17 protein-coding genes are annotated in these 20,473 nt (G+C 31.1%); 4 read left to right on the forward strand and 13 right to left on the reverse strand.

Going from position 1 to position 20,473, the window contains the following annotated elements; genetic code table 11:
- Position 1: 1 nt before the first annotated feature.
- The 5 genes from alr to L2Z92_RS15030 form a co-directional block, all read right to left on the reverse strand.
- Positions 2-1,150, reverse strand: a complete 1,149-nt coding sequence (gene alr / locus L2Z92_RS15010; RefSeq protein WP_236455101.1) for an alanine racemase — start codon at positions 1,148-1,150, stop codon at positions 2-4.
- On the reverse strand, positions 1,143-2,273 hold the full coding sequence (locus tag L2Z92_RS15015) for an amidohydrolase (RefSeq protein WP_236455102.1): 1,131 nt from the start codon (positions 2,271-2,273) through the stop codon (positions 1,143-1,145). The genes alr and L2Z92_RS15015 overlap by 8 nt, the downstream gene beginning before the upstream one ends.
- A gap of 124 nt (positions 2,274-2,397) precedes the next feature.
- Positions 2,398-2,832 (reverse strand): GNAT family N-acetyltransferase, encoded by a 435-nt coding sequence (locus tag L2Z92_RS15020; protein WP_236455103.1) that lies wholly within the window; start codon positions 2,830-2,832, stop codon positions 2,398-2,400.
- Positions 2,813-4,279: a sodium:solute symporter family protein gene (locus L2Z92_RS15025; RefSeq protein WP_236455105.1), complete on the reverse strand. Its 1,467-nt coding sequence runs from the start codon at positions 4,277-4,279 to the stop codon at positions 2,813-2,815. Before L2Z92_RS15025 ends, L2Z92_RS15020 begins: the two co-directional genes overlap by 20 nt.
- 375 nt (positions 4,280-4,654) lie before the next feature.
- Positions 4,655-5,338, reverse strand: a complete 684-nt coding sequence (locus L2Z92_RS15030) for a hypothetical protein (RefSeq protein WP_236455107.1) — start codon at positions 5,336-5,338, stop codon at positions 4,655-4,657.
- 65 nt (positions 5,339-5,403) lie between these two features.
- Between L2Z92_RS15030 and L2Z92_RS15035 the strand changes: the two genes are divergently transcribed.
- The 3 genes from L2Z92_RS15035 to L2Z92_RS15045 all read left to right on the forward strand — a co-directional run bounded on the left by L2Z92_RS15035 (position 5,404) and on the right by L2Z92_RS15045 (position 8,659).
- On the forward strand, positions 5,404-5,658 hold the full coding sequence (locus L2Z92_RS15035; protein WP_236455110.1) for a hypothetical protein: 255 nt from the start codon (positions 5,404-5,406) through the stop codon (positions 5,656-5,658).
- A gap of 936 nt (positions 5,659-6,594) precedes the next feature.
- Positions 6,595-6,744 (forward strand): hypothetical protein, encoded by a 150-nt coding sequence (locus tag L2Z92_RS15040; RefSeq protein ID WP_236455111.1) that lies wholly within the window; start codon positions 6,595-6,597, stop codon positions 6,742-6,744.
- Positions 6,745-7,123: 379 nt separating this feature from the next.
- The gene (locus L2Z92_RS15045; RefSeq protein ID WP_236455113.1) at positions 7,124-8,659 is read left to right on the forward strand and encodes a YifB family Mg chelatase-like AAA ATPase; all 1,536 of its coding nucleotides are present in this window, start codon (positions 7,124-7,126) and stop codon (positions 8,657-8,659) included.
- A 664-nt stretch (positions 8,660-9,323) separates the two neighbouring features.
- On the opposite strand, the gene L2Z92_RS15050 is transcribed toward L2Z92_RS15045, so the two are convergent.
- The 7 genes from L2Z92_RS15050 to thrA form a co-directional block, all read right to left on the reverse strand.
- Complete coding sequence (locus L2Z92_RS15050) at positions 9,324-10,382, reverse strand: tetratricopeptide repeat protein (RefSeq protein WP_236455115.1); 1,059 nt, start codon at positions 10,380-10,382, stop codon at positions 9,324-9,326.
- Between the two features lie 16 nt (positions 10,383-10,398).
- Positions 10,399-11,085, reverse strand: a complete 687-nt coding sequence (locus L2Z92_RS15055; protein WP_236455117.1) for a DUF6882 domain-containing protein — start codon at positions 11,083-11,085, stop codon at positions 10,399-10,401.
- A 130-nt stretch (positions 11,086-11,215) separates the two neighbouring features.
- On the reverse strand, positions 11,216-11,941 hold the full coding sequence (locus L2Z92_RS15060) for a YebC/PmpR family DNA-binding transcriptional regulator (protein WP_236455119.1): 726 nt from the start codon (positions 11,939-11,941) through the stop codon (positions 11,216-11,218).
- A gap of 66 nt (positions 11,942-12,007) precedes the next feature.
- A complete protein-coding gene (gene gcvT, locus L2Z92_RS15065; protein ID WP_236455121.1) occupies positions 12,008-13,090 on the reverse strand; it encodes a glycine cleavage system aminomethyltransferase GcvT in 1,083 nt (360 codons plus the stop codon).
- A gap of 118 nt (positions 13,091-13,208) precedes the next feature.
- Positions 13,209-14,501 carry a threonine synthase gene (gene thrC / locus L2Z92_RS15070; RefSeq protein ID WP_236455123.1) on the reverse strand — a complete coding sequence of 431 codons (1,293 nt, stop codon included), beginning with the start codon at positions 14,499-14,501 and terminating at the stop codon, positions 13,209-13,211.
- A 15-nt stretch (positions 14,502-14,516) separates the two neighbouring features.
- Complete coding sequence (locus tag L2Z92_RS15075) at positions 14,517-15,437, reverse strand: homoserine kinase (RefSeq protein ID WP_236455133.1); 921 nt, start codon at positions 15,435-15,437, stop codon at positions 14,517-14,519.
- A gap of 212 nt (positions 15,438-15,649) precedes the next feature.
- Entirely contained in the window at positions 15,650-18,097 is a 2,448-nt protein-coding gene (gene thrA, locus L2Z92_RS15080; RefSeq protein ID WP_236455135.1) for a bifunctional aspartate kinase/homoserine dehydrogenase I, read from the reverse strand.
- A gap of 384 nt (positions 18,098-18,481) precedes the next feature.
- On the opposite strand from thrA, the gene hutH reads away from it, so the two are divergent.
- On the forward strand, positions 18,482-19,990 hold the full coding sequence (hutH, locus tag L2Z92_RS15085) for a histidine ammonia-lyase (protein WP_236455137.1): 1,509 nt from the start codon (positions 18,482-18,484) through the stop codon (positions 19,988-19,990).
- Positions 19,991-20,104: 114 nt separating this feature from the next.
- Here hutH and L2Z92_RS15090 read toward each other — a convergent pair whose 3' ends face one another.
- Entirely contained in the window at positions 20,105-20,470 is a 366-nt protein-coding gene (locus L2Z92_RS15090) for a DUF1304 domain-containing protein (protein ID WP_236458868.1), read from the reverse strand.
- Between the last annotated feature and the right edge of the window lie 3 nt (positions 20,471-20,473).

A 20,473-nucleotide genomic window follows, 5' to 3' on the forward strand; every position in this document is an offset into this window, starting at 1 on the left:
ATTATATAGTTTGTCTTGGAATTGTTTTAGATATTCTTGTTAATAATTCATAATTCAGTTGATTACTCAAATCACTGAATGAAGCAACACTCAAAGATAGTGCATCTTGCTTACCAATTAACACGACTTCATCACCTTTTTTTACATGTTCAACTTCTGTAACATCTATCGTTAACATATTCATATTTACTGTTCCAATAAGCATACAGCGTTGTCCGTTAATGAGAACGCGGCCTTGATTACTTAAGGAACGACTATAACCATGTGAATATCCTAACGGAATAGTTGCAATTTTCATGTTTTCTCTCGCCATAAAACTTGTTCCATAGCCTATAAATTCACCAGATTTGACTCTTTTAACGCTCATTACTTCCGATTTCCATGAAATAACACGCTCTAATGGGTCAATTTTTTTCTTCTTAGTGTTTAAATAACTCACTAATACTTCTGGACTTGGCCATAAACCATATTGTAATATACCAACACGTACTAAATCCATTCTTGTTTCTGGAAACATCATCGATGCTGCAGAACAAGCAGAATGTCTAATTTCTGGTTCTATTCCGTGTGATTTAATAATTTGGTCAGCTTTGTTGAAAATTTCAATTTGTTTGGAAACTCTATAGTAATTAGCAATGCTTTCTGCGCCCGCATAATGTGTACAAAGTCCTTTGAAATAGATGCTCTCTTTTTCTTTAATAATAAATTGTGCAACTTTTGAAATCGTTTTTATATCAAAACCAGTTCTATTCATACCCGTTTCAACCTCAATATGAATTATTGCTTTTTGTTTTAATTTTTTGGCTGTTTTTGTAGCTTTCGCTAATCGGTAACGTTCAAAAACAAAGAATTCGATGTTGTTTTGTATCACCCATTTTAAATCATCATCTGCAACAAATCCCATAATTAGTATGGTTACTTTTTTTCCTAAAGTATCAAATACAATTTTAGCTTCCTCTACATCGAAAACTGAAAAATGTGTAACTCCATTACTATAGGCCATTTTAGAAAATTCTGCTAAACCGTGACCGTACGCATTTCCTTTAACAACAGACGACAGAATTACTTTGTTACCAAATGTTTTTTTGATGAAATCGATATTCTTTTTATGCGCTTCTTTATTTATTGTAATCGTTGAATTTTTATGCATCTATAATTTCTTTGGTAATTTGATGAAATAATGTTACACCAGTTGCTATAATTTCATCTGGAAAATCATAATCAGGATTGTGAAGCGATGGTGTGTTTTCACCAGAACCTAAGCCTAGCATTGCTCCTTTGAAATGTTGGGTAAACAAGCCGAAATCTTCTCCAAACGTAAAAGGAAGTTCTTTTTCTAAAATAGCATACTCTTTTTTTAGCGCTGCTTTTTTAATAAAATCAACGGCCTCAATATTATTTTCATTGGCTTGAAAGCTTTGTGTCCAATCTATTTTTACTTTTAGATTAAACTTTGAAGCAATTTCTGCTACGTTTTCTTCTAAATTAGACTCAATTATTCTCATTTGTGCATTGCTATTGCTTCTCACTGTAAAATGAACTTCACCATAACCCGCAGAAACACCGTATGCTTTCTCTCCCATAGTAATATGAATAGGAGTAATGAGACAATATTGATTGGATGCAACATCTGTATTAATTTTAGCATTAAATACTTGCGTAATTTCAGCTATAGCCAATGCAGGGTTTGTTCCGTTTTCGGGTTCACCAGCATGTGCAGTTTTTCCTTCTAGCTGAATAATCATACTGTTAACAGCACAGGTAAAAGTAGCTTCTTTTACAACTATTTGATGTTTTTTATAGCCAGGAAGGTTATGCAATGCAAATGCAAAATCGGGTTTAATTGTATTGAACTTAAGGTCATTTAAAACTCTTTTTGCTCCATTTCCATCTTCTTCAGCGGGTTGAAACAAAAGCATGACTGTGCCTTTTTCTAATGGATTTTCATGTAACGTTTTTGCCATTCCGCATAAAATAGCCATATGACCGTCGTGTCCACATTTGTGTGAAACACCTTCGTATGAAGATTTATAGTCAAACGTATTGATTTCTTGAATGGGTAATGCATCTAATTCACATCGAAATAAAATGGATTTACCTTCTTGTTTTCCTCTGTAAAGGGCTAAAATACCTTCTCCACCAAGATTAGTAATAATTTCGCTAGGAGGGTAATTGGATAGAAATGCTAAAACACGTTTCGCAGTTTCTTTTTCTTCTCCAGAAACTTCTGGATGTTGGTGTAATTCTTGTCGGAATTGTATAAGTTCTTTCAAAACTTTTTATTTTTCTAAAACATTAACGGATTAAGTTTTATTTTTTTTTTTTTCACCATTAAGAAATTAAGCTTCATTAAGTAGTATCTTAATTTTTCTAAATTTCTTAATGGTTCAAATTATATTATTTCGTTAAACGCATTTCTAAGTACTTGTTTGTAAAGCCTAGTTTTTCATACAAACCTTTTGCAGGATTATCTGGCTCAACATGTAATGCGATATTTCCTTCTGCAGTATCAATTGCTTTTTGCATTAATTTTTTACCAAAACCTTTCCCACGTTGACTATTATCTACAGCGATGTATACTAAAATGTTTTCAGGAATAAAATCTTTCATTCCTGTATTGTTAAGAATAACAACACCAACAATTTTCTCATTGTCTAAACCAACAATAATGTTTCCTCCTTTTGCAGGATTCATAGCATAATCGATACACTTAAGAATGTCTTCAATTTTATCACCATATTGTTCTAGATGCGTGTATAAAAATTGAGCAATGATTTGATGTGTATAAGTCGTGTTTTCTCCAGTTTCTGGATTAATTATTTTGAATTCCATTCGTTGTTTTTTTATAATAATAATTTGAGATTGATATGAACAGTATTAAAGATACACTTATTCCGAAGATATTGGCATCTAAATTTTTAGGCAAGCTTATATTAAATGGTAATCTGTTTTCAGAAAGGATGAGGTAGATTGTTGTTCCTCCACCAAACAACATACTCCAAAAAGCAGCAGTTGGATTACTCTTTTTCCAAAACAAAGCTCCTAAAACAGGAACAAAAAGTCCAGAAACCATAAAAGCGTAGGAGTAGAGCATTAATTCTAATACGTTTTGCATTTGCGATGCTAATAGAATTGCAAACACACCTACAGAAAGTGTAACAATTTGAGAAAGTTGTAGCATTTTCTTTTCAGACAATTCTTTTTTGGAGAATTTAGAGATAATATCGGTTACAATATTTCCAGAAGCTGCCATTAAACAACTGTCGGCAGTAGAAAGAATAGCAGAAAAATAAGAAGACAACATTAATCCCATTAAACCAACAGGAAGAATAGTGCTTAATAAAATAGGTAATCCCATTTCGCTATCCATTGAAGCAGCATCGGTAATACCTTCAAACATACCTTGAGTAGCGGCAACTTTAGCTAACATTCCTAGGATAACACCCATAAATGCCATTATTGGCCATTCGAAGAAACCAGCAATAAACCATGCTTTTTTAGCTTCTTTTTCGTCTTTACAAGCATAAATTCTTTGGTACAATGTCATTCCAATAAACCAAATAGGAATAATAGTAACCGACCAATTTAAAAGTTGGTGCCACGATACATTGGTTAACGATAAATATTCAGGAGCAAGTGTTGCTTTAATAACATCATAACCACCAACAGCATTGTAAGCAATTGGAATTCCGATGAAAACCAATCCTGCAATTAAAATGATCCATTGAATAGTATCGGTATAAATAACTGCTTTTAAACCACCAATAGCTGTATAAACTACAGCAATTATTCCCATAACAATTAATGCCGTTTGAAGGCTCAATCCGTCAATTGTTGCAGAAGCTAATTTGGCACCAGCTAAAACTTGAGAACTTGTAAAACCAATATAACCAATGGCAGAAATTATACCAGCCAATAAAGCTACTTTAGCATTATAATAATGATTAAAAATTTGTGGAAATGTAAAGAACTTATGCATGTGTCCCAATTTACTCACTTTAGGGATTAAAAAAACAGCACTCAACCAGGCACCAATTAACCCTGTAAAAAGCATCCAAGAACCAGAAATTCCCATCGTGAAACCGAGTCCACCGAGACCAATTGAGAAACCTCCACCAACATCTGTTGCAACTACAGAAAGCCCAATGTGCCAACTGTTCATGTTTCTTCCACTAACGTAAAAATCTTCTGAGGATTTGTTTTTCTTATAAAAATATAAGCCTACACCAAGCATAGCTAGCATGTAAACAACAAAGATTATATAATCTACTGCGTGCATTTTTTTACTTTAAAAAATTATGTTTTGCCCGATATGGAATTTTTCCAAAGGCAAGATGTAGCGAACTACAAATCGGATGATTAAAATGAAAGATTTTAAAATGTAAAATCTTATATATAATAGTTAGATTAACTATTTATGAAACCAAATAACGAGCGCAAAGATAATAAAAAGGAATGAAAATGCCTAATTTAGGTTGTCTGTTGTGGGTTGTGGGTTCCAGGTTGACCACAAAAATACATTTATATTAAACTAATTTAAAAAGGGGTCATTTTATTTAGGTGTTGACAACAGAAAATAAAAAATCCTATTACATTTCGTAATAGGAATAGAAATTGCAAACACTTTCGTTTACTGAAAGAAACTAGTTGAAGCTTAATATTTCTCTTTTTGAAAGCCCCAGTCTCTTAATTCTTGTTTGTATGTATCAGGATAATTGGCTTTTAAAGTATAAATAATGGCATTTAACCCTTTATTTAGATTTTTCTTTAGCATGTTTTTATCACCCACTTTAACCGAAACCTGACCGTCTGTTTCAGAAGCTTGTTTTACTAGAAGTGCATATTGTTCTTTTAAAGAGGTCCAGAAAGCCAGTCCAAATTCTTTGTCTTCAAAACCATGCATAGTTAACGCACTAACCATTAATTTTAAAGCTTCACTTCTTTTATTTTTATCAGCGGGTAATAAATATCTATTGTTTTTATATTCGATACCGAAGGCAGCAAAATAGCTTGTATCACTCTCTTTTTTATATTTGTCTGTAATATATCCTTTTACATAAGACAAATGCGTATCCATTGTTTTTTCTAAGGATTCTAAGGTTTGTGTAATTTGTGGTCGCGTAGTACCTTTAGATAATCTAGAAGATAGTGTGTCGTTATAATTCGTTGCATCGGCCTGAAATTGCGCAACGGTTAACCATTTTAAAGTTAGCCAACTAGAAGCTGCCCATTTTTCGCTTACTGTTGTAATGACATTGCCGAAGTTAATATCGGCTACTGGAACATTTCTAGTCTTACTAGTTTTTCCCTTTTCTGAATTGTTTGCATTTGTTTTCATAAATACTGTATTTAATTTTAAATTAACTTACTACTAAGTTATAATTTAAAACATTAACAATAATAATGCCAAAAAGTCATTTAAAATTACCAAAAAATTTCAGAGAAGGATGGAAGAAGGTAGTTGCCCTGCCTGTTTATACAAAACCAAAAAAAGCAGGTGTAGTTGCTACTAAAATTGTGCGTTTAGTAAAGGTAGCAGGTGTAGTTGGTAGTAAAACACTGCGTTTAGTACAGGTAACATCTGCAGTTGGTACTAAAACAATGCGTTTGATGTTGGTAGCAGGTGTAGTTGATAGTAAAACACTGCGTTTGGAGTAGGTTGCAGGTGTAAATTGTGTGGTTTGATTTTTTTTAAGATGAGGATGCTTTGGTAGGTTGTTAAATTGTTTAAAGTGAGGAGAATTTGCGGAGTTGAATTTGCTATTGTTTGTTTTGAATTATAAGGAGTGAAAGTTATTTTTGTTTTTGTTGATTTACTAATATTCTTCTTTTAGATGTTGTATAGTTAGCTTATTAATGCAATGATAAACCATGATCAATTGGTTGTTTTTCAATAGGTTGAATTAGGTTATTACAACCAGTGTAACAAACTTATGTACTCAAATCCTTATTCGTAAATTTACGTTTAATAATTAAACTATAAAAAATGCTAAGGAACACTAACAGTCTAGAAACTGAATTTAACATAAAAAAAAATTAAGCTTCATTTTTATTTAAGTAAAAATTACCTTAACCTATGTGTTTAGTGGTGTTGCCAACTAATTTACTCTCTTTATAATAAAAGTTTAAATAGCTAAAAATCAACAATATAGGTTTTGTTTCTTTGGTAAGAATTTACTTATTCGTTGTTAAAAACTGCTATGTAATGTGAATAAGTTTGACTTTTATTTAGGATTTAAACGAATTATCTTTACAGTCAAATTAACATATAAATAATAACAACCTTCGCTATACTTAAAAATTTTTTAGAAAACTAGAAATGATATAGTTTTTAATTCTTAAGTATCGAATCTATATAAATAAAGAAAAAGGTGATTTAGCTTTTAAACTACAACCTTTTAAATACTAATTAAACTAGAAAAATTATGGAAAACCAAAAAATCGGGAAAATTCCCAAAAAAATTAAATTTTATAAAAATGTTAAAATTAAAAAACAATTCTAAGTTACGACAAGCCTTAAGCTTAGAATTAAACAAAAGGCTTACCATATTACTTATGCAACTATATATAAAATTCAAAAATACATTGGCGTGTATGATTGAATTAACAGCGGTAGGATATATTAAATTTGTTTATAAGATTAAAACATTGAATACTTCTGATATTCAAAACATCACAAAAACAATTGTTAATATACTTAACGCCATCAAATTATTACAAGAAATTGGTTTTATACACTTCTAATTCTTGTAGTTTTTTAAAAGGGGAATCTTTATATAAAGAGTCCCTTTTTTTAATTCTGTTACAAAGATAAAGATAATTAAATTATTTTCATACTAATATTCTAGTTTTGTGTCTTAGTAATTATTCTGTGAATTATTTTAATAAAATTTTAGTATAAATGACAACTGTTGAATTAATCATGTCAATATACTATAGTTTACTCAATTTTATTCTCCTTTAAAAATGAAAGATAAATCTAAGTATCAATATCATAATGGTTTACTTACTTAATTTTATAAGCTTTTATATTTACTTGTTTTGAGAATAATAAAAATTGATTTACATTCAAAAACTTTTCTATATTTGTACTTATATAAGCCAATTTTTAAAAGTACAAGCCATGTTAGTAAAAGTATTCGGAAGTGCCGTTTTCGGTGTGGAAGCGACAACCATTACCGTAGAAGTAAATATAGATAAAGGAATAGGCTACCACTTGGTAGGATTACCTGATTCCGCAATTAAAGAAAGCAGTTATCGCATTGCTGCTGCGCTCAAAAACAACAACTATTCGTTACCAGGAAAGAAGATTACGATAAATATGGCTCCTGCCGATTTGCGTAAGGAAGGTTCTGCCTACGATTTAACGCTTGCAGTTGGTATTCTTGCAGCGTCTTCACAAATTAAAACCGATAAAGTAACAGATTATATCATCATGGGTGAATTGTCGCTCGATGGTGGTTTGCAACCTATAAAAGGAGCGTTGTCTATTGCCATAAAAGCAAAAGAAGAAGGTTTTAAAGGCGTAATTTTACCCATTCAAAACGTAAAAGAAGCAGCTGTTGTAGATGGAATAGATGTGTATGGAGCTGAAAATGTATTGCAAGTAATCGATTTTTTTGATGGAAAAGATGGTTTAGTCCCTACAGTTATTGATTGTCAAGAAGAATTTAATAAAACTTTAGATTTTCCAGAATTCGATTTTTCCGATGTGAAAGGACAAGAAAGCATCAAACGTTGTATGGAGATTGCTGCTGCTGGTGGTCATAATATTATTTTAATTGGTCCACCTGGATCAGGAAAAACGATGTTAGCGAAACGTTTGCCGAGTATTTTGCCACCAATGACAATGCAAGAGGCTTTAGAAACTACAAAAATACATTCTGTTGCAGGGAAAGTGAAAGAATCAGGTTTATTAACACAACGTCCATTTCGATCTCCGCATCACAGTGCCAGTTCAGTTTCACTAGTTGGAGGCGGAAGTTATCCACAACCGGGAGAGATTTCTTTAGCACACAATGGTGTGTTGTTTTTGGATGAATTACCAGAATTTAAAAGAGAAGTTTTGGAAGTAATGCGTCAACCTTTAGAAGATAGAGAAGTGACTATTGCAAGAGCAAAATTCACAATTACCTATCCATCATCTTTTATGTTAGTAGCGAGTATGAATCCTAGTCCGGGTGGTTATTTTAACGATCCAAACGCACCAGTTTCTAGCTCACCAATGGAAATGCAACGTTATTTGAGTAAAATTTCAGGTCCGTTGTTAGATAGAATTGATATTCATATTGAAGTGACACCTGTTCCATTTGAAAAACTATCCGATAAACGAAAAGCAGAATGTAGTGCAGATATTAGAAAAAGGGTCACAAAAGCTAGAGATATTCAGTCTAATCGTTTTCAAGAGTTTAAAAATATTCATTATAACGCACAATTGAGTAGTAAATTAATTCGCGAATATTGTGCGCTAGACGAGCAATCTTTACAGTTGTTAAAAACAGCTATGGAACGATTGAATTTATCAGCGAGAGCCTATGATAGAATTTTAAAAGTAGCACGAACTATTGCCGATTTAGAAGCGTCAATTGCTATTCAATCGTATCATATTGCAGAAGCGATTCAATACAGAAGTTTAGATAGAGAAGGTTGGTTGAAATAATCTAATTTTTAGACAATAGTATTTATAAGCTTCAAATTTTTTAATTTTGGAGCTATGATGCTAATTGTGAGTTTTTTAGATAATAGAAGCTTTAACAACTTTAGAGATCGTTTATTACTATCTAAATTGTTAACTGTAAAAGAATTGTACTTAATTTATGTTTTAAGCAATTAGGCGGTTATGTCTTTTAATATAAAAGTTCATAACAGTTGTATTTACATCTTTTAGTTCTGGTGTTAATATACTTTTCATGCCTTTATAATTGTTTGTGAATTCAAGTTCACAACATGTACATTTGTATTCTCTTATATGTTTAGTAATATCTTTTGTAACTACTAATTTATGACCAAATAACGTACAATTTAATTTTTTATGTAAAAGTATTTTCATAATTATTGTGTTTTATTATGATAAATATAACAAAAAAACCGATAAAAAGCATTTAAACAAGATTAAATGTCGTTTTTGGATAAAAAAAGTGCTTTTTTAATGAAAATTTTATAATTTTTTAAGAATAAATAATTTTTTTCTTACATGATTTTTTTGATTTGAAAAGAAGTTTTAAAAAAGAGTAGAAAAAATCAACCAACCTGATAATCAAAAAACTAATGATTTTAGGTTGGTTGAAAATATTTTATATGTTTTTTTTTATTTTATAAAATTGCTATCTGATAAATCTATTTTTTTGATTGATTTCAATTATATTTTCGGGTTGAACATACCATTCTGTAAATTTGGTATAGGTCGATTCGTTGTTGTTTTTCCACTCATTAAATTCTGAAGAAGAGCCAACTTGGAAAAGATAAAAATTGTAAGCTTCTAATAAATCATTTTGCAATAATCTATTATGGTATTCAAAAAGTAGGTTTGGATGTTTTTCGTAATCTTTTTTGAAATAACTGTTTATGAAAAATAATCGCATTTCAGATAAGGTTTTAAGATTTACTTCTTTTTGCGTTATTGTTGCAAGTATAAAATGACTACCAAATATGCCACAAAAAGGCATTTCTATTTTGCCATTATCAACATCTTTTAGGTCGATTGTTAATTCACAAAAATGAATTGAAGCATTATCACCGTCAATTTTTATTACTTCAGTGTAGGTGTCGTATAAAAGTTTACTCATTTCAGTTGTTCGTTTTGTTGTTCTTTCTATATTCATAAAAAGTTCGCCATAAATTAAACCTGAAAGTTTGTCCTTTGATGCGAAGAATAATTTTGCTAATCTATAATAGTTTGATGGGTACATTGGGTCAACTTTTATACCATCTTCATAACATTGTATTGCTTCATTGTATTTTTCTTGAAACAAATAAATATTTCCTTTTTCTAGATAAAGATTTCCCGAATTAGGAAACTTCTTCATGCCTTCTTCATACTCTTTAATTGCTTTTTCAGGTTCACCAGAATAGCTGTAGCAATTTCCAAGTAATTGATAGACTTGATTGGTTATACCTTTATACTTTTTTGTTTTAGTTAGAATTTTTATAGCCGTTTTATAATCCTTTTTAAGAATGTATGCATAAGCCTTCTCGTAAGGGTATGTATAATCCTTACTGTCTATTTTTTCACATTCTTTAAGTAAATCGATGCTTTCATCAATTTTACCTTCTTCCATTAGTTTGATGGCTTCTTTGGCTTTATTCCAAGCTTCTTCATTACGTTTTTGCGCATGAAAATGAATTGAAGTAAAGACAAACAGTAATAAAATTATTTTTTTCATATTGAGAAGTGTAAGATTATTTAATAGTTCCATTTAAAGAAGTCAATCTTCCTAATGCATCAAAATCGGCTGTAATTGTACTTTCATTCTTCATAGCTTGAACAGTGTTTGGTGTAATCGCTATTTGAAACTCTTTATCTATAAGATAATTGATGAAAGCATCTTTATGATTCACATCAATACTACTAATAACTTGTGGGAAATGGGTTAGTATTTTTTCAGCTTTATTAGTGTCAATTTCAGGAATTAAGTCACTATCTATTGTAACAACTAATGTTCCTTGACCGTAATTGGCACAATAATAGCTTTTAGAATTGAACAAACCACATGCAATCATTCCAATTTTATGTTCAAAACCTTCAGCAACTTGGAAATGTGCATCTGTTAACTCTACTATGTTTTTATCGGTTCCAATATTTTTTAGTTGATTGGATTGTATTAGTAGGTTTTCTGGAATGCCACTTTGTGTATTTGCCCAACCCCACATCCAAGAATTATTATTAAATGATAAAGAACCTATTATTTGAATTGGAAACGTAAGTTCTTCAAATGAAATAGTACCAAGACTCATGTCTAATTGCCATGGTTTAGATTCAATAATGTCTCCAAAAAGGAATTGTTTTTCTAATGATAGTGCTGCGTTTTGATCGAGTAATTCTAAAAAAGTATTAAAATCTGATTTTGTTTTATTTTGAAAGCTCATAGTTTATTATTAAATTAATGTAGTTACAAATGTAACGAAATGAAGTAAAATCTTATGTTTTTGACTTTTATAAATATAAAAAAACTCCGAGATATTCTCGGAGTTTATAGTATAATAAAGAATAAATGAATTATTCTTCGCTTTCAGATTCTTGCATGGTATGATAAACATTCATTACATCATCATCTTCTTCAAATTTTTCTAATAATTTTTCAACATCAGCAACTTCATCAGGTGTTAATTCTTTTGTAACTTGAGGAATTCTTTCAAAACCAGAAGATAGAATTTCTAATCCTCTATTCTCTAATTCTTTTTGAATGGCACCAAAGCTTTCAAAAGGAGCGTACATTAAAATTCCGTCTTCGTCTGCGAAAATTTCTTCCACACCGAAATCTATCATTTCTAATTCTAGCTCTTCTACATCTTGACCCTCTGCTGGAATTCTAAAATTACAAGTATGATCGAACATAAATTCGACAGAACCTTGCGTTCCTAGAGTTCCATTGCATTTGTTAAAATAACTTCTAACATTAGCAACAGTTCTATTATTATTGTCGGTAGCTGTTTCAATAAGTATAGCAATTCCATGTGGAGCATAACCTTCGAAAAGTACTTCTTTAAAATCGGCAGTATCTTTTTCAGATGCTTTTTTAATAGCGCGCTCTACATTTTCTTTCGGCATGTTTGCCGACTTTGCATTTTGTATAACTGCTCTCAAACGAGAATTAGTTTCAGGACTTGGTCCGCCTTCTTTAACGGCCATAACGATGTCTTTACCAATTCTTGTAAACGTTTTAGCCATTGCTGACCAACGTTTCATTTTTCTAGCTTTTCTAAATTCGAATGCTCTTCCCATTTCTTTTAAAGTTTTACAAAATATTCTGCAAAAGTAAGGTTTCTTTACAATCTTTCAAATTGTTATCTATTTTTTATAAAAAGGTAATTTAACCACCTTAGCAGCAATATCTTTATTTCTAATTCTAATGAATATTTCTGAATCTAATTTTGATAATTCAGTTGGAACATATCCTAAACCAATTGCTATTCCTAATGATGGCGATTGAGTTCCAGAAGTTACAATTCCTACAACATTACCGCTTGCATCTGCAATTTCATAATCATGACGAGGAATTCCTCTTTCGACCATTTCAAAAGCAACTAATTTACGAGTAACACCTTCTTCTTTTTGCTTTTTAAGATTTTCAGAATTTGTAAACTCTTTTGTGAATTTAGTAATCCAACCTAACCCAGCTTCAAGTGGTGAAGTTGTGTCGCTAATATCGTTTCCGTATAAACAGAATCCCATTTCTAAACGAAGTGTATCTCTTGCTGCTAAACCGATTGGTTTGATACCAAAACTAGCACCAGCTTCGAAAACTTTGTTCCAAACTTGCTCTGCTACTGTGTTTTTGCAATAGATTTCAAATCCACCAGAACCTGTATATCCTGTAGCAGAAACGATAACGTCATCAACACCTGCAAAATTTGCTATTTCGAAGTGATAATATTTAATTTCTGATAAATTTACAGTTGTTAAAGACTGCATTGCTTCAACTGCTTTAGGACCTTGGATAGCTAAAAGTGAATAACTTTCAGAAATATCTTCCATAGTAACGCCTAAGTCATTGTGCGAAGAAATCCAATTCCAATCTTTTTCAATATTTGAAGCGTTTACAACTAATAAATATTGGTCTTCTTTAAGTTTATATATAATTAAATCATCAACAATTCCACCATCATTATTTGGTAAACATGAATATTGTGCACGACCAACTTCTAAAACTGAAGCGTCATTTGATGTTACTTTTTGAATTAATGCTAATGCGTTTTCTCCTGTTAGAAGGAATTCTCCCATGTGTGAAACATCAAAAACTCCAACACCATTTCTAACGGTTTCATGTTCTGCATTTACACCTTCATATTGAACAGGCATATTGTAACCTGCAAAAGGAACCATTTTTGCTCCTAAACTTTCATGAATGTGAGATAAAGCTGTATTTTTCATTGATTTGTAGTTATAAAATTTAAAGTGGCTAATTTATTCAAAAAATGTTAATCTGTAAGTGATTAACCTTATAATTTGTTAGATGTTTTTAACAAAATGAATATAATTTGTAACAGATTTATTTTGTAAGGATTACATTTTTCAATTCTTCGTAATTTGATATTTTTATACTCGATTTTTCTTTAGTCATAATTTCTTTAATCTGATTTGGAATTTCTAATGAAATACCCAATGTGCTTTCTACAATATTATGAAACTTTATCGGGTGTGCTGTTTCAAGGAAAAAACCAACACGATCAGTTGAATTGTTTAGCTCTTTTTTCAAGCCTAAATAACCAACAGCTCCATGTGGTTCTGCTACATATTTAAATTTTTTGTAAATTTTCTTCATACATCTCTTCGTTTCTTCATCTGAATAAGAGTAGGAAGAAAAATCTTTTTTAAATTCAGTCAAGTCATTATTATACATTTCTTGAATTCGAACAAAATTACTTGGATTACCAACATCCATAGCGTTGGAAATGGTTGCAATTGAAGCTTTCGGATTATATTTTCCATCTTCTAAAAAACGTGGAACAGTATCATTCGCATTGGTAGTTGCAACGAAATGCTGGATGGGTAGACCTAATTTTTTAGCTAGAATTCCTGCACAAATATTTCCGAAATTTCCACTAGGACATGAAACAACTAATGGGTTTTTTAATTTTTTTAGTTCTTTATAGGCAAAGAAAAAGTAGAACATTTGCGGTAACCAACGAGCAATATTTATAGAGTTGGCCGATGTTAGATTTTTTATTTGTAATTCTTGATCTAAAAATGCCTTTTTCACCATATCCTGACAATAATCGAAAACACCATCTACTTCTAAAGCAGTTATATTTTTTCCTAAGGTAGTTAATTGTTTTTCTTGAATATCGCTTACTTTTCCAGAAGGATAGAGTATGATTACCTCTACATCTTTAACGTTTAAAAAACCACTTGCAACAGCTCCTCCAGTATCTCCTGAAGTAGCTACCAAAACAATATTTTTTTGATTTTTATCTTTGTTAAAATAACCAAGGCAGCGCGACATAAAGCGTGCGCCTACATCTTTAAAAGCCATAGTTGGTCCGTGATATAATTCTAAAGAATAGATATTTTCTTCAACTTGAACTAGTGGGAAATTAAATGATAAGGTTTCTGAAATTATTTTTTTTAATTCTTCTTTTGGGATCTCTTCACCTACAAATTGTTCAATTACTTGAAAAGCAATTTCTTCATTAGATAGTTTTCCGATAGTATCAAAAAAAGAGTTCGATAAAGGTTGAAGCTCTTTTGGGAAATACAATCCTTTATCTGGTGCTAAACCATTAACGACAGCTTCTTGAAAAGATACTTCGTGTTGTTTGTTATTTAAACTATAATATTTCATTTTGATGTTGTTTTGTTAGATAGTTTTTACGCCTTGAGGGTTTACTTTTGATATATGAATGTCGAATGGAATTTTTGTTTCTAAATAAGCATTCTGCATTGCATTGGCAACATTTCTAGCTATGGTTTCTCCTTTGCAAAGTGCAAAAATGGAAGGGCCAGCACCCGATATTCCAGCTCCTAATGCTCCAGTATTTAAAGCAGCATTTTTTACATTATCAAAGTTTGGAATTAAGCCTTTTCGGAGCGGTTCCACAATTACATCACGTAGTGAACGACCTATTAATTCATAGTCTTTAGTGTATAAACCAGCAATTAATCCGCCAACATTTCCCCATTGGGTTATGGCCGATTGTAATGGTATCATTGGTTTTAATACAGCTCTTGCATCGGAAGTTTTGATTTCTATTTGTGGATGTAAAACGACAGCATAAAGTTCGGACGGACTTTCTATTTGAATGATGTCTAACGGATTATAACCACGTACTAATGTAAAACCACCAAGCATGCAAGGTGCCACATTATCTGCATGTTCTGAACCACTTGCAACTGCTTCTCCTTTCATAGCAAACTGTACCAATTCTTTTTTTGTATAGGGTTTTCCTAATAATTCATTTATACCATATACTGCTCCTGCTGCACTTGCTGCTGAACTTCCAATTCCGCTTCCTGCTTTTATTTTTTTATGTATTTCTATTTCGAAACCATATTCTAAATCTAAGTTTTCGATAATAGCTAATGCTGCTACTCCTGCAACGTTTTTATCGGTTTCATATGGAATATCGGCACCTGTTATTTTTGTGATTTTGATTCCTTTTTGTGGTGATTTTCTAAAGATCATTTCATCACCTATATTGTCTATGCAAAGCCCAAGCACATCAAATCCGCAATTGAGATTTGCTATTGTTGCTGGACAGAATATTTTTATTTCGTTCATAATTATTGTGAAGTTTTTGACTTCTTTTTTAATCTATTCAAATTTTTAAAATGGTTAAAGTAATAACCCTGATTGCAGTGGAAATCCTATTATTGAAAAGCGATATTCTATATTGTTTTTTTACTGTTTTTTAGTTGCTTTTCAATAATAGATTGGAACGAAAAGCAGGAATTACATTTGCTGATAAAACCTAAGCCTTTCGTTGCTGATTTTTATACATTTCCAATTCTAACAACATCAGCGAAAATACCTGATGCTGTTACTGCTGCTCCCGCACCAGCTCCTTTAATAAGTAGTGGTTGGTCTACATATCTATCGGTATAAAATTGAACAATATTGTCTTTTCCTTCTAAGTTGTAAAACGGACTTTCTTGTGGTATGAATTCGAGACCAACATTTGCTTTTCCGTTTTCGAAAGTGGCAACATATTTTAGCTTGCAATTTTTTGAATTTGCTTCTTTAAGAAGATTTTCAAAATGTGGAGCGTACTTGATGAGTGAAGCAAAAAAATCTTCATTATTTGCAGTTTGCATACATTCTTCGGGTAAAAATGATTTATTTTCTATGTTGTTATTTTCCATTTTATAACCACTTTCTCTAATAAGAATAAGTATTTTTCGAGCAACATCAATTCCGCTTAAATCTATTTTTGGATCGGGTTCTGTGAAACCTTGAATTCCAGCTTCTTTTACAACATCATGAAACGAATTATTTTCGTCGAAATTATTAAAAATGAAGTTTAAACTTCCAGATAATACAGCTTGAATTTTGTTTACTTTGTCGCCAGATGCAATGAGGTGTTTTAAAGTGTCAATTATAGGTAAACCTGCACCAACATTAGTTTCGAATAAGAAAGGAGCGTTGTATTTTCGAGATAAATTCTTTAAATTTTGATAATTTTCATATTGTGAAGAACAAGCTATTTTATTGCAAGTTACTACTGCAATACTTTGTTTTAAGAATTGATCGTAAATATTTGCAATGTCACTATTAGCAGTTATGTCTACAAAAATACTGTTGCGCAAATTGAGTTTTTGTACTTCTGAAATGAATTTTTCGGTATTTGCTTCTTCGGATTCATTAAGTTGCAATTTCCAATTGTTAAGATCTAATCCTTCTTCGTTGAATATCATTTTTCGAGAATTAGACAAGGCAATTACACGTACATTCATTTTAAGATTTTCTTTTAGGAATTTCTTTTGTTGATTGATTTGGTCAATGAATTTTTCGCCAACATTACCAACACCCATAACAAACAGGTTGAGTTGTTTGGTGTTGTCTTCAAAAAAGCGTTCGTGCAATGCATTCAATGCTTTTTTGATGTCGTTTTTATTAATTACGGCTGAAATATTTCTTTCGGATGCACCTTGGGCAATGGCTCTAATGTTTACGTTGTTTTTTCCTAATGTACTGAACATTTTTCCGCTTAACCCTTGGTGGTTTTTCATGTTTTCACCAACTAGGGCAATGATGCAAAGGTCTTTTTCTAGTAGACAAGAATCGATTTTATTTTGAGATATTTCAATATCAAAGGTTGCATCTATTATTGTTTTTGCTTTTTCAGCATCATTATTTGAAATCCCTATGCAGATTGAATGTTCTGAAGAGGCTTGGGTAATGAAAATTACATTTATATCGTGTTGCGATAATGCTTCAAACAAACGTTTGGAAGAACCTGTAATACCTATCATTCCTGATCCTTCTAGAGTTAATAATGTAATTGCATCGATATGTGATATTCCTTTTACAGGATTTCCGTTTGAAATACTTTGATTGGAAATATAAGTTCCTTGTGCATTGGGTTCAAAAGTATTCTTAATTAAGATCGGAATCATAGCGTTAAGAACGGGTTGGATTGTTGGAGGATAAAGAACTTTAGCTCCAAAGTGAGACAATTCCATTGCTTCCTGATAGGATAAATTTTCTATTGATTTGGCTTGTTTTACAATTTTTGGATTGGCGGTATACATACCGTTTACATCTGTCCAAATTTCTAAAGAACTTGCATTAGAACAATAGGCTAGGATGGAAGCAGTATAATCGGAACCGCCACGACCAAGTGTTGTAGTTTCTTCATTAACTGTTGAAGCAATAAAACCAGGAAAGACTATTATTTGTTCATTTATATTTTGTAAAACTGAGGAAAATAATTCTTTAGTTTTATTGAAAATTACGGCTGCTTTGCCAAAATTATCGTTTGTTTTGATGATTTTTCGACTGTCTATAAAACAACAATTATTTTCATTGTTTTTTAATGCATAACTGATTATTTGTGAAGATAATAATTCTCCAAAACTTAAAATTCGATCAAGAGTTTTTGTTGATAATTCATTAAGTAGAAAACAACCATCTAACAATGTTTGAAGTTGTTTTATTTCGTTGTTAACAATTGTTTTTAAGGCTAATTGATTTTCAGAATCTACTAGGTTCACTATAAGTTCTTCATGTTTTAAGGCAATTTTTGATACTAATTTTTGATACTCTTTATTTTTATTTGCAGCAGTTGTGCCTGCTAAGTGTAATAAATCGGTTACTCCGCTAAGAGCAGAAACAACAATTAGGAGTTTTTCTTTTTGCGATTTATTTATAATTATGTCAATTACTTTTGAAATATTTTGTGCGTTGGCTACAGATGTACCACCAAATTTTAATACAATCATTTTGTTTGTTTTTTGAAAAAAAATATACTAAGAGATATATCTTTCGGTAGAAAAATATATAATACGGGATTATATGTAATGAATATACCCCTAAGGGGTAATAGTAATGATTGTAGATGTTGTGGTAATAACAAAAGACACAACCAAAGTCTTGGTTGTATTTAAAGAAGAATATTTTCTTTTGTTATTAAACATGCTTCAAATATAGAGTAAAATTATTAATGTAGTGATGTATGTGTTAAAAATAAAACAAAAAAGGTGTGTTTTGTTTTATTTTTGGTTTTAATCTTAGTTCTTTTAGTATCAGATTACTAAAAATTGTAGTTAAAAATGTTGTTTCTTAACAATTGTTTACGGAATTTTGGCAATAAATTTTTTAAAGAAATGGAAACAGTGCATTATATAAGTTCAGATTTATTATCAATTGAAATGATTAATGAAATTATTTCGCAAGATTTAAAGTTAGAACTATCGGAAGAAGCAAGAGCGAATATTGTTAAATGTAGAGTTTATTTAGATGATAAGTTAAAATCTAACGAAAATCCTATTTATGGTATAAATACTGGTTTTGGTTCGCTTTGTAATGTGAAAATTTCTACAGAAAATTTATCAAAATTACAAGATAACCTAGTGAAATCTCATGCTTGTGGTACAGGTGAGGAAGTACCTTTGGAAATCGTAAAGATAATGCTTCTACTTAAAATTCAATCATTAAGTTATGGACATTCTGGTGTTCAATTAGAAACGGTTGAACGCTTGATTGCATTTTATAATCATGATATTTTACCAGTAATTTATACATTAGGTTCTTTAGGAGCAAGTGGAGATTTAGCACCTTTGGCTCATTTAGCATTACCTTTAATTGGAGAAGGTGAAGTTTATAAAGATGGTTTTAGACAACCTGCTTATAAAATGTTAGAGAGTATGGGGTGGGATTTATTAACATTGAAATCTAAAGAAGGGTTGGCACTATTAAATGGTACTCAGTTTATGAGTGCTTATGGTGTTTATATTTTAATTAAATCGACTAAATTATCGTATTTAGCAGATGTTATTGGAGCCATTTCTTTGGAAGGTTTTGATGGAAGAATTGAACCTTTTACAGATTTAATTCATTTAATTAGACCACATAAAGGTCAAGTTGAAACAGCACAACGAATGTGCGATATTCTAGACGGAAGTGAGATTATCGAACAAGAGAAAAAGCATGTTCAGGATCCTTACTCTTTTAGATGTATTCCTCAGGTACATGGTGCAAGTAAAGACACGATTGGATATGTTAAGAAGGTTTTTAAAACCGAAATTAACTCGGTAACAGATAATCCAAATATTTTTGTTGGAGAAGATAAAATAATTTCTGGAGGTAATTTCCACGGACAGCCTTTGGCACTTGCGCTAGACTTTTTAGGGATAGCGCTTGCAGAATTAGGAAGTATTTCTGAAAGAAGAACCTATCAATTAATTTCAGGTTTGAGAGATTTACCTGCTTTCTTGGTTAGTGACCCCGGATTGAATTCAGGGTTTATGATTCCACAATATACTGCTGCAAGTATTGTTAGTCAAAACAAACAATTAGCGACTCCTTCTAGTATTGATAGTATTGTGTCAAGTAATGGTCAAGAAGATCATGTGAGTATGGGAGCAAATGGAGCAACAAAAACATTGAGAATTGTTGATAATTTGGAACGAATTTTAGCAATAGAATTGTTAAACGCTTCCCAAGCTTTAGAGTTTAGAAGACCTTTAAAATCAAGTGACTTTATAGAAATGTTTATAAAATCGTATCGCGATGAAGTATCATTTGTTAGTGAAGATAGAATTTTACACTATGATATCGAAAAATCTATTGATTTTCTGAGAAGTTTCCAGATTGATGAGGAAGTTTTTGGTTAATATTATATATAGATAATAAAAAAGACAAAAGCAGCTTTTTAGCAGCTTTTGTCTTTTTTGTTGTTGTAAGAAATTTACGAAATAAAAATAAGAATTATTTTGTAGAGCAATTTTTTAGAAGGAACTTAAAATTAATAATAACCCGATTAATGCAGGTAAACCTTGCACAAGAAATATTTTTTTAGAAGCAGTTAGTGCTCCATATAATCCAGCAATTAAAACACAACTTAGAAAGAAAATTGCAATTTTATGACTCCAAACGGGGTTTCTTATTGTTAAAGACCAGAGTAAACCAGCAGCTAAAAAGCCATTGTATAGACCTTGATTGGCAGCCAAAGTTTTAGTTTTAGGAAATAGCTCTTTTGGAAAGTTTTTAAAAACTTTAGGGGCTTTTGTGGTCCAAGCGAACATTTCTAACCAAAGAAAATAGAGATGTAATATTGCGACAAAGACAATGATAATTTGCGATAATATATTCAGAGT

It is taken from the genome of Flavobacterium jumunjinense, from assembly GCF_021650975.2.
GTDB lineage: Bacteria > Bacteroidota > Bacteroidia > Flavobacteriales > Flavobacteriaceae > Flavobacterium > Flavobacterium jumunjinense.

Coding starts and splice junctions, on each gene's coding strand:
- alr (WP_236455101.1), bottom strand. CDS start 1,150: ATGCATAAAAATTCAACGATTACAATAAATAAAGAAGCGCATAAAAAG.
- L2Z92_RS15020 (WP_236455103.1), bottom strand. CDS start 2,832: ATGGAATTCAAAATAATTAATCCAGAAACTGGAGAAAACACGACTTAT.
- L2Z92_RS15025 (WP_236455105.1), bottom strand. CDS start 4,279: ATGCACGCAGTAGATTATATAATCTTTGTTGTTTACATGCTAGCTATG.
- L2Z92_RS15030 (WP_236455107.1), bottom strand. CDS start 5,338: ATGAAAACAAATGCAAACAATTCAGAAAAGGGAAAAACTAGTAAGACT.
- L2Z92_RS15035 (WP_236455110.1), top strand. CDS start 5,404: ATGCCAAAAAGTCATTTAAAATTACCAAAAAATTTCAGAGAAGGATGG.
- L2Z92_RS15040 (WP_236455111.1), top strand. CDS start 6,595: ATGATTGAATTAACAGCGGTAGGATATATTAAATTTGTTTATAAGATT.
- L2Z92_RS15045 (WP_236455113.1), top strand. CDS start 7,124: ATGTTAGTAAAAGTATTCGGAAGTGCCGTTTTCGGTGTGGAAGCGACA.
- L2Z92_RS15050 (WP_236455115.1), bottom strand. CDS start 10,382: ATGAAAAAAATAATTTTATTACTGTTTGTCTTTACTTCAATTCATTTT.
- L2Z92_RS15055 (WP_236455117.1), bottom strand. CDS start 11,085: ATGAGCTTTCAAAATAAAACAAAATCAGATTTTAATACTTTTTTAGAA.
- L2Z92_RS15060 (WP_236455119.1), bottom strand. CDS start 11,941: ATGGGAAGAGCATTCGAATTTAGAAAAGCTAGAAAAATGAAACGTTGG.
- gcvT (WP_236455121.1), bottom strand. CDS start 13,090: ATGAAAAATACAGCTTTATCTCACATTCATGAAAGTTTAGGAGCAAAA.
- thrC (WP_236455123.1), bottom strand. CDS start 14,501: ATGAAATATTATAGTTTAAATAACAAACAACACGAAGTATCTTTTCAA.
- L2Z92_RS15075 (WP_236455133.1), bottom strand. CDS start 15,437: ATGAACGAAATAAAAATATTCTGTCCAGCAACAATAGCAAATCTCAAT.
- thrA (WP_236455135.1), bottom strand. CDS start 18,097: ATGATTGTATTAAAATTTGGTGGTACATCTGTAGCCAACGCACAAAAT.
- hutH (WP_236455137.1), top strand. CDS start 18,482: ATGGAAACAGTGCATTATATAAGTTCAGATTTATTATCAATTGAAATG.